We start from the raw sequence: 8,936 nt of genomic DNA on the forward strand, positions 1-8,936 counted from the left end.
CCCCTGGTTCGCCCGGTTCGGTCGGGCGTGGCTGTTCTCCGGGTGCTTCGCTACACCGGCATGGGGCAGTACACCGTCACTGCCTCCGGGAGCTTGTCGATCATCAACTCATGGCGACTGTAGGCGACTTCACCGTCGAAAGCGTAAGGAGTCCCGGGTGTCAGGCCGGTGATCCGCACCCGGTGGCGTCGTTGTGCCGCGTGGACGGGGGAGCGGGTGAGGGGACCTGCGACGGCCGCCGCGAGCAGGCGCAGCCCCGGCGTGCGGCCGCCGTGCACCACCCGCACATCCAGCAGGCCATCCGCGAGGTTGTGCCGACGGCCCGGTGCCGGACCCACGCGCTGGAACAGCCCATTGCCCACGAACAGCAGCCACAGCGGGCGCCGCCGTCCCTCCACCTCCGCCTCCAGCGGACGGTCTCCGCGCAGCACCTTCCAGGCCGCGAGCACGCCCGCCGACCAGCCTCCTACCCGGGGGGCCCAGTGCTCACGGGCCCGTACCAGTTCGGGATAGACGCCCATGCTGAAGGCGTTGAGGAAGTAGCCGTGGGCACCGCCGGGCCCCTCGGGACCGGGCCGGAAGCGGCCGAGATCGACCCGCACCGCATCGCCGGCGAGCAGCGCCGCACAGGTGTCGTCCACGGTCTCGATGCCCAGGTCGTAGGCGAAGTGATTCAGCGTCCCGCCCGGAAACACCGCCAGCGGCACGCCGTGCGCGGCGGCGACGGCCGCGGCGCGGTTGACCGTGCCGTCCCCGCCGCACACCCCCAGTGCCCTGCCCCGGCCCGCCGCCTTCTCCAGTTCGGCGGAGAGCTCATCGGGGGCGCACTCCACCACATCGGCACCCGGCAGCGCGCTCCGCACCAGCGAGGCCGTCGCCGTAGCGGTGCCCGATTCCTCGTTGACCACGACCACCAGGCCCTGGCCGGCCGGCAGTGCGGGCGCGTGACCGGGCGGGCGGCCCGGCGCCGGGAGCTGTCCACGGGTCGGCACGACACCGCGCAGGGCCAGCGCGGCGCCCACACCGAGCACCGCACCGGCCAGCACATCACTTGGATAGTGGACTCCGGTATAGACGCGGGACGCGGCGACGGAGAGGGCGAGCGGCGCCACGACCGCGCCCCAGCCCTTCGATTCGAGGGCCACGCCGGTGGCGAACGCCGCAGCCGACGCGGCGTGCCCGGAGGGGAACGACGTGGTGATCGGTTGACGCGTGAGCCGCCGTATCACCGGCACGGCGTCCAGCAACGGGCGCTGTCTGCGTACCGCGCTCTTACCGAGGGTGTTGGTCACGGCCGAAGCCACGCCCAGCGAGGCCATCCCGCGCAGGGCGGCCCGCCGCGCCCGCGCACTGCCGCCCAGCGCCGCCAGCGCGGCCGCGGCGCCCAGCCACAGGAGTCCGTGATCGGCGCTGCGGCTCAGCCGTGGCAGCACCGGCCCGGCGCCCGGCCAGTTCCGGTGGGCCAGGCTCCGGAACGCGGCGAGATCGCGGCGGTGCAGCGCATCGCGAAGTGCGGTGGACGACGGGACGGTGAACGGGATACGCGTTGCGGACATGGGACAGCGAATACCCCGCCCGGCCGTGCCGAACCAGGAGGCGCGCTCGCGCCGCGCGGCCGGACTGTATGCGCAGGGCGGGTGGCGGCGGAGACGCTCAGAACTCCAAGATCGTCCCGTGGCCGGTTTCTGGCGCACCTGGGTCATGCCCCAGCAGGACGTGCAGGCGGACCCGACGGCCCATGAACAGGATCTCCGCGAGCGCGTCCGGGGCGGAGCGCCTCTTGGGGGCGCCCTTGTGCCGGGTCTTCTCCCCACAGCGGCCGCCTCATGGTCGCGTAGACCTCATCGAGTGGGATCACCGGGCGCGGTCCGGCCGGTGCGCCCGCTCACGCTGCGTGCCTGCGCACGGTCCGGGCCCCGTAGCTCGTCACCCAGCGGATGAGCAACGGTGTGAGCATCACCACGAGGAAGAGCCGAAGGCTCTGAGAGGTGGAGATGAGGGCGACGTTGGAATGCAGTGACGCGGCAGTGGCGAGGACCGCGTTGATGCCGCCGGGAGTGGTAGCCAGGTAGGCGTCGTTGAAGGAGATGCCGACCGCGGCGGCCAGCGCGCCGGCAAGCGCGGCACACATCAGGCAGACGGTGAAGGTTGCGGCCAGTACATACGGCAGCATGCGTCCGACGTGGCGCAGCGTGGGGCGGGTGAAGCGCGAGCCCACCTCCAGGCCGATCACCGCGAAGACCGCGTCCTGGAGCGGCCCGACCGGCTGGAACCCGTGCGCAGCGCCGGTGAACACGCCGACTGCGGTCAGCAGCATGGGGCCCAGCAGCGTGGGCGCGGGCAGCCTCAGCCGACGTCCGAGGCTGCCGCCGAGCGTGCAGAGCGCGGCCAGGACGAGCAGACCTGCCAAGGTGTGTGAGGAATTCACCAGGGCCAGGGAGTCCGGCAGCAGGGCGGATCCGAACGGCCGGGCGTGAGCGGGGTTCCCGGCGTGCGCAGCAGTGTGAAGGGCCAGTACGACGACCGGCGCGGAGGCGGCCACCATGCCGACCCGCAGGTACTGCATGAACGCCACCACCCGGCTGTCCGCGTCCAGGTCGTCGGCGCAGGCGATGATCGCCGCGGACCCGCCTGGGACCATTCCAAGGACGGCGTCGCTATGGCTCATCCGGGTCAGGCGCGGGAGTATCAGCGCGACGCCGAGGCACAGAACGACTGTGGCCAGCGTCACGCCGGCCAGCGGTCCGATCGAGCCGACCACGGACCGTACCGCCCCGGGGTCGAGGTAGCTGCCCATGAGTACGCCGACCACCGCTTGCGCCGAACGGTTTGCACGCGCGGGAAACCGCGACCGCATGGTGCCCGTCAGTGACGCGATCACACCCACGACCAGCGCGGTCAGCAGATGCGCGGCCGGGACGCCGGCCCACCGGGCGGAGTTGCCAAGGAAATAGCACACGGTGGCGAGCAGCAGCCAGCGAACGGCAGGTGAGGCCGCCGCTGTGCGCAGGGGCGCCGATGATCGGGCAGAACGAAACAGGGTGGTAGGGAAGGGCACTGTCCTCCTTGTCGGCACCGATCTCTACGACCGTAATGCTCATCTTCTTCGCCGCTTGACGCGACACCCACAGTTAAAAGTATCAAAAGGGAACAATGTCCGTATTGTCGACATGTCGTGGGCAAGTCAAACACCCACACCTGCTCCATGCGGTGGGCTGGCCGCATTGACCCCCTCCGATTGCCCTGAGGGGCGAGGATTCTCCGTCTGTGGGTGGTCGTCATAGGGTGAGGGCCACCCGCTCCGGTGGGTTCCTGGTTCTTCCCCACGCGGGGTGGGGGTTGTGTGCGCTGCCAGGGCGTTCCCTTGGTCTTACGTGCGCTCCGCAGGCGTGCCGTTACCGGCGTCGGGCTCCCGGTCCGGGGGTGGGTGGTGCAGTCGAGAGGGTCGCGTGGATGCGGCGGCCTTCATGGCGGACGTTCTTGCCCGCGTTCCAGCCCCGGTCGTACAGGGTGCCGCAGGTCCGGGCAGGTCCACTGCCGTATGTGCAACGGCTTGGGGCCGTCCTTGTGCCCGCACGCGGAGCAGACCTGGTAGCTGGGGAAGTACCGGTGTATCGCATCAGCGTCGAGCGGATGAAAATGCTGGAATGGGAGACCACCGAGATCCACCCGAGCAACATCGCCCCCGACGCCTAGTGACTCTCACAAACGACCCTTTTTCCGGAGTAGGAGCGGAATCGGCTGGCGGGAGCGGTCCCAGCTGTCCCTGTTCGACGGAGGTCGCCCGAAAGACAACAGCTTCTCAAGCTGAGTGCGTGATTCCGGTGGTCCGCCGGACCGAGGAGCGCGAGAAGGAGCCGGTGGGCCTCGCGGCCGACGGTGCCGAGGTGCTCTCCGGCCGGCTCGGACACCACGAGGGGCAGAGACATCGAGGGGAAGAGACATTGAGTGGCACAGGCCTGGACGTGGCCGTACGCGAGCAGGCCGAGCTCGGCGAGGGCCCGACCTGGGACCCGGTCGGCGGCCGGCTGATCTGGGTCGACATCGTCGCCGCCCGCGTGCACACCTACGACCCGGTGACCGGCCTTCGTACGGTCATGGCCACCGAACAGCACGTCGGAGCGGCCAAACCACGCGCCGGTGGCGGGCTCGTGGTCCATCTGCGTGACGGCATCGGCCTGTACGGCCCCGACGGCGCGTTCCGCTGGCTGGTCCACGACCGCGAGCCCGGACGTCGCGGCAACGACGGGGCGGTCGCCCCGGACGGTGCGCTGTGGGCGGGCACCATGCGCTACGACGGCGCGGAGACCGGCGGCAGCCTCTCCCGCATCGCACCCGACGGCACGGTCACCCCGGTACTGCCCGTCGTGGCCTGCGGCAACGGCATCGGGTGGAGCCCGGACGAGCGGCTGATGTACTTCATCGACACGCCCACGCGCCGCATCGACGTCTTCGACTTCGACGGAGAACACGCCGTGAATCGGCGCCCGTTCGCCACCATCGAGGAGGGCGCGGGGTTCCCCGACGGGCTGACGGTCGACGCCGACGGGGCCGTCTGGGTCGCCCTGTGGGACGGTGCCGCGGTGCGCCGCTACACGGCCGACGGCTCCTTGGACCGCGTCGTCGGACTTCCGGTACGACGCCCGACCGCCTGCGCGTTCGGCGGTGCGGACCTGCGCGACCTCTACATCTCCACGGCCCGCACGGGCCTCGCCGCCCCGCACCCGCTGTCCGGTTCGCTGCTGGTGCTGCCGGACGCGGGGCACGGGATGCCCGGGACGGCCTTCGCGGGCTGAACCCGCCCCCTCGACCGGCACCGGCGACGGCTCCGCCGGGCGGGCGCCGTCGGTCGAACCCTCGTATAAAGGGCCCTGAGTGCAAAAGGGTCCTGAGTGCAAAAGGGTCCTGAGTACTGAAAGGTCCTGAGCGCGAGACGCACGGGACAGGGCGACGGGGCGGCGGCGAAAGGAGGCTCGATGGCGCGGCAGCGGACCGGGCGGACCGGACTGGCGGGGCGTGGCGGGGAGGGCGGGGGCGGAGCACATTCCGTACGGGAGGACCGCGGCCCGGTCCGGTACGGGCCGCCGGCCCCCGATCCCGGTCTGCCCGTCCTGCCGGAACTGGCCGAGGTGCTCGCCGCCGCGGCCGGACGCGGCGAACCCGAACCGACCGGCGGCGGTGACGCCCTGCGCGAGGCCGCGACCGACTACTGGGCGCGGCGCGGGCTGCACGGCGACCCGGAGCACGTCGCCGCCGCCCCGGGGGCCTCGCCGCTGCTGCTCGCACTGATCGCCGCGCACGGCGGCGACGTGCTCATGCCCCGCCCCTGCACGGCCACCTGGATCCCGCAGGCCCGGCTGCTGGGCCGGCCCGCCTACCACGTGCCGACCCCGGCCGAGTGCGGCGGCGTGCCCGATCCGTACGCGCTGTTGGAGACCGTGCGCCGGGTGCGCGCCGAGGGCGGCCGGCCCCGGCTGCTGCTGATCTCCGTCGTCGACGACCCGACCGCCACCGTCGCCCCACCGGAACTGGTGCGCGAGGCCTGCGAGGCCGCGGTCGCCGAGGGGATGCACATCGTCAGCGACGAGACGTGGCGCGACACCCTGCACCGGCCGCACGACACGGTCCTGCTCAGTCCGGCCGAGATGTGCCCCGACGACGTCACGGTCGTCAGCGATCTCGCCGGCGCGCTGACCCCGTCCGCCTGGCCGGTCGCGATCGCCCGGTTCCCGGACACCGAGCGGGCGTCGGCGCGCCATGCCCGTACCCTCGACATCCTCACCGCGCTCGGCGCGCTCGTCGCGGGACCCGTCGCCATGGCCGCCGCCCACGCGCTGCGCGAACCGGAATCCGTCACCGACCGGGTCCGCCGGGCCGCCGCACTGCAGGCGAAGGTCGCCGCGGCGGCCCACCGGGCGGTCCTCGCATCGGGCGCGCTGGCCAGGCCCCCGCAGGCGGGGCGCCATCTGTACGTCGACCTCGGGCCACTCCGATCGCGGCTGGCGAACCGCGGTGTCACGGACTCCCTGGAGCTGGAGGAGTACCTGACGGAACGTCTCGGCGCACCGACGCCGGGCGGCCACCGGTTCGGCGACGAACTGGGGGCGCTGCGCGTACGGCTGGGCACCGGGACGCTGCTCGGGTCGACTCCGGAACAGCAGATGGAGTCCCTCACCGCTGTGGAGCCCCTGGAATTGCCGCATGTGGCCGAAGCCCTGAACATTTTCGGGACGACACTCGACGAACTCCGATGAGGAACAGCGAGACAGGAGTCTCTCGATGACGGAACAGACCGAGCGCTCCCGCACCGGGACCGCGCACCCGCACCAGGTCTCGCGCGGCGAGGTCGTCGAGCCACGTCCGCTGGGCGAGGTCCGGGTCTGGCCCAGAACCTTCGCGGACCGGCTCACCACGCCACTCCCGAGGGTCATGAGCATGTCCCGACTGGCCCGTGAACGCGCCCTGCGGCCCAACCCGGAAGGGCTGCGCGGCATGCACCGGCTCCCGTACGCCCCCGAACCCCTGCCCGTCACCCCCATCGGCGCCACCTCCGTCACCTGGGCCGGGCACGCCAGCTGGATCGTCCGCACCGGGGGTCTCACCGTCCTCACCGACCCCGTCTGGTCCCGGCGCATCCTCGGCACCCCGGCCAGGATCACGCCGGTCGGCGTCCGCTGGGAGGACCTGCCGCCCGTCGACGCCGTCGTCATCAGCCACAACCACTACGACCACCTCGACGCCCCCACCCTGCGCCGGCTGCCCCGGAACACCCCGCTGTTCGTCCCCGCCGGACTCGGCCACTGGTGCCGCCGTCGCCGCTTCACCTGTGTCACCGAACTCGACTGGTGGGAATCGGCCCGGCTGGACGGCGTCCGCTTCGACTTCGTGCCCGCCCACCACTGGTCCAAGCGCACCCTCACCGACACCTGCCGCTCGTTGTGGGGCGGCTGGATCATCGGCACCGAGGGCAGCGACGGGCAGCGGATCCACTTCGCGGGGGACAGCGGGTACGGGCACTGGTTCGGCGAGATCGGCCGCCGGTACCCCGGCATCGACCTGACCCTGATGCCGATCGGGGCGTACGAACCGCGCTGGTGGCTCGGTGACGTACACACCGATCCGGAGGAGGCCGTGCAGGCGTACGAGGACCTCGGCGCCCGCGCGATGGCGCCGATGCACTGGGCGACCTTCCTGCTCTCCGCGGAGCCCGTACTGGAACCGCTGGCCCGGCTGCGTACCGCCTGGCAGCGGGCCGGACACCCCCGGACACGGCTCTGGGACCTGCCGATCGGCGGCTCCCGCCTGCTCGACCCGGTACCCGGCACGGTCAGTGGCTGAACCGCGCCCGCACCCTGCGCCACACCGCGGGAGCCCCGCTGATCAGCAGCGTCAGACCCACCGCCGCCACCACGCCCTGCCACGGCTCGGGGAAGAGCGAACCGCCCAGAATGCCGATCAGCTGGTACGTCGCCGCCCACGCAAGACAGGCCGGAACGTCCCCGCGGGCGAACCGGCGCAGCGGTATCCGGCCCAGCAGACAGGCCAGCATCACCGGAATCCGGCCCGCCGGTACCAGCCTCGACAGCACGAGCACCACCGCACCGTGCTCGTCCAGCTTCCGCTGGGCCTGCGCCAGCCGCTCCGGAGCGGCCCGGTCGCTGATCGTCCGCAGCCACTTCGAACCGTTCTTCGACCGCACCCCGCGCTGACCGAGCCAGTACAGGCAGATGTCACCGAGGAACGCCGCGGCCGACGCCACCCCGAAGACGATCAGCAGCGAGAACGGCGACGCCTGATGCAGCGCCACCACGGCGGCCGAACTCACCAGAGCGCCCGTCGGCACCACCGGCACCAGCGAGCCCAGTGCCACCAGTAGAAACAGGGATGGGTAGCCGACCGCCTGCTGCGTCGACTCCGGGGGCAGCTGTCTCACGACCTCCTGGATCACCGGGCGGCCTCCGGCCGCACGTGTTCGCCGTGCGACAGCCGGTGCACCGCCACCTCCGGCGCCAGCAGCGCCGCCTTGCGGACGAACTCGTCACCCGGCGAGTGGAACTCGTGGGGCCTGATCCCGTCCATGCCGATCGGCCAGTACGTGCCGTAATGCACCGGCACGGCCGACCGGGGAGCCAGCCGGGCCAGCGCCTGCGCGGCCCGGCCCGCGTCCAGATGACTGTGGCCCAGATACGGACCCCAGCCGCCCACCGGCAACAGCGCCACATCCACCGGACCGACGGCCCGGGCCATGTCGTCGAAGAGCCCGGTGTCACCGGCGAAATACGTCCGTGCCTCGCCCTCGACCACATAGCCGAGCGCGGGGGAGCGGTGCGGGCCCACGGGCAGCCGCCTGCCGTCGTGCAGCGCGGGAACGGCCCGGACCCGGATCTCGCCGACCCGGACCACGTCGCCCTGAGAGACCTCGGTGATCCGCAGCCCGCGCACCGAGCGCAGCACCCGCAGGCCCGGCACGGAGCGCACCGCACCCGTCGGCACGATGAGCCGGCTGCCGGGCGCGAGCCGGGCCAGCGACGGCAGATGCAGGTGGTCGGAGTGCAGATGCGAGACGAGCACGACATCGGCGACCGCGGCTTCGGGGCCGGGCAGCTCGCCGCGGCGGCGGCGCAGATGCGCGAGCCGCCGGACGAAGAGCGGATCGGTCAGCACGCGGACCCCGGAGTCCTCGATCGTGCAGGTGGCATGACCCCACCAGGTGACTTCCACCGGCACGCGGTGCCTCCTCGTTCCCGGGTTTCCTTGGTTCCGGCTCCTTGCTCCGGCCCCGGCATCGAGCCTAAGGGCTGTCCCGTAGTCCCTGGCGGGCGCACGACGACAGCTACGGCGCCTCGCCGCGTTGTCGGAACGCCCGAATACAGCCAGTATGCGAGCGCCCCTCCGCCTTGCGATGCACCGCATCTGACGCCGCGCGCTGATCCACC

At 72.2% G+C, this 8,936-nt stretch carries 7 protein-coding genes; 3 read left to right on the plus strand and 4 right to left on the minus strand.

The window, feature by feature from the left end; all coding sequences use genetic code 11:
• Positions 1–50: 50 nt before the first annotated feature.
• Complete coding sequence (locus ACFU8Q_RS35480) at positions 51–1,556, minus strand: bifunctional phosphatase PAP2/diacylglycerol kinase family protein (protein WP_384462446.1); 1,506 nt, start codon at positions 1,554–1,556, stop codon at positions 51–53.
• Between the two features lie 329 nt (positions 1,557–1,885).
• Positions 1,886–3,076: an AbrB family transcriptional regulator gene (locus tag ACFU8Q_RS35485; RefSeq protein ID WP_384462449.1), complete on the minus strand. Its 1,191-nt coding sequence runs from the start codon at positions 3,074–3,076 to the stop codon at positions 1,886–1,888.
• 868 nt (positions 3,077–3,944) lie between these two features.
• Between ACFU8Q_RS35485 and ACFU8Q_RS35490 the strand changes: the two genes are divergently transcribed.
• The 3 genes from ACFU8Q_RS35490 to ACFU8Q_RS35500 all read left to right on the plus strand — a co-directional run bounded on the left by ACFU8Q_RS35490 (position 3,945) and on the right by ACFU8Q_RS35500 (position 7,338).
• Positions 3,945–4,796 carry an SMP-30/gluconolactonase/LRE family protein gene (locus ACFU8Q_RS35490; RefSeq protein WP_384462464.1) on the plus strand — a complete coding sequence of 284 codons (852 nt, stop codon included), beginning with the start codon at positions 3,945–3,947 and terminating at the stop codon, positions 4,794–4,796.
• A gap of 180 nt (positions 4,797–4,976) precedes the next feature.
• Positions 4,977–6,254 carry an aminotransferase class I/II-fold pyridoxal phosphate-dependent enzyme gene (locus ACFU8Q_RS35495; RefSeq protein WP_384462452.1) on the plus strand — a complete coding sequence of 426 codons (1,278 nt, stop codon included), beginning with the start codon at positions 4,977–4,979 and terminating at the stop codon, positions 6,252–6,254.
• Positions 6,255–6,279: 25 nt separating this feature from the next.
• Entirely contained in the window at positions 6,280–7,338 is a 1,059-nt protein-coding gene (locus tag ACFU8Q_RS35500) for an MBL fold metallo-hydrolase (protein WP_384462455.1), read from the plus strand.
• Here the strand turns inward: ACFU8Q_RS35500 and ACFU8Q_RS35505 are convergent.
• Complete coding sequence (locus tag ACFU8Q_RS35505; RefSeq protein WP_384462458.1) at positions 7,328–7,948, minus strand: DedA family protein; 621 nt, start codon at positions 7,946–7,948, stop codon at positions 7,328–7,330. The genes ACFU8Q_RS35500 and ACFU8Q_RS35505 overlap by 11 nt on opposite strands.
• Positions 7,945–8,727 carry an MBL fold metallo-hydrolase gene (locus ACFU8Q_RS35510; RefSeq protein WP_384462461.1) on the minus strand — a complete coding sequence of 261 codons (783 nt, stop codon included), beginning with the start codon at positions 8,725–8,727 and terminating at the stop codon, positions 7,945–7,947. Before ACFU8Q_RS35510 ends, ACFU8Q_RS35505 begins: the two co-directional genes overlap by 4 nt.
• Between the last annotated feature and the right edge of the window lie 209 nt (positions 8,728–8,936).

The organism is Streptomyces sp. NPDC057543, assembly GCF_042801895.1.
Classification (GTDB): Bacteria; Actinomycetota; Actinomycetes; order Streptomycetales; family Streptomycetaceae; genus Streptomyces.